Genomic DNA, 827 nt, shown 5'->3' on the forward strand with positions numbered 1-827 from the left:
CAGACGCTGCTGGCGATCTCGGCCAGCGTCGGCACCATCCATGCCGGCACCGGCGAGATCTCGAGCGCGGCCGACGACCTGTCGCGGCGCACCGAGCAGCAGGCGGCGAGCCTGGAGGAGACGGCGGCGGCACTCGACGAGATCACCGCGACGGTGAGGAAGACGGCCGAGGGCGCCGTGCACGCCCGCGACGTGGTGGCCGAGGCCAAGGGCGACGCCGAGACGTCCGGGGCGGTGGTGCGCCAGGCGATCGCGGCGATGGGCATGATCGAGAAGTCGTCGGAGCAGATCAGCCGCATCATCGGCGTCATCGACGAGATCGCCTTCCAGACCAACCTCCTGGCGCTCAACGCCGGCGTCGAGGCGGCGCGCGCCGGCGATGCCGGCCGCGGCTTTGCCGTGGTGGCGTCGGAGGTCCGCGCCCTGGCGCAGCGCTCGGCGGAAGCGGCGCGCGAGATCAAGGGCCTGATCTCGACCTCGACCACGCAGGTCGGCGAGGGCGTCAAGCTGGTGGCTGAGACCGGCAAGGCGCTGGAGCGGATCGTGGTCGAGGTGGCCGAGATCAACGCGGTGGTGACCAACATCGCCGCCAGCGCGCAGGAGCAGTCGGCGGGGCTGGAGCAGGTCAATGCGGCGGTCAACCAGATGGACCAGGTGACGCAGCAGAACGCCGCCATGGTCGAGGAATCGACCGCGGCGAGCCAGTCGCTGGCGCAGGAGACCGCGGCGCTGTCGCGCCAGATCGGCAGCTTCCGGCTCGGCCGGCAGGCGGTCGAGGCGGCGCGCCCGGCAGCGGTTGCGGCGCCGCGGCCGGCGCTGAAGGTGGC

The 827-nt window shown here is 72.8% G+C and carries 1 protein-coding gene; it reads left to right on the forward strand.

Features of this window, described 5'->3' with window-relative positions:
• The coding region (locus tag AC3A4H_RS23580; RefSeq protein ID WP_487768876.1) for a methyl-accepting chemotaxis protein at window positions 1–827 on the forward strand (827 nt) is incomplete at both ends.

Source organism: Pseudaminobacter sp. Soil_N_29 (assembly GCF_057656055.1).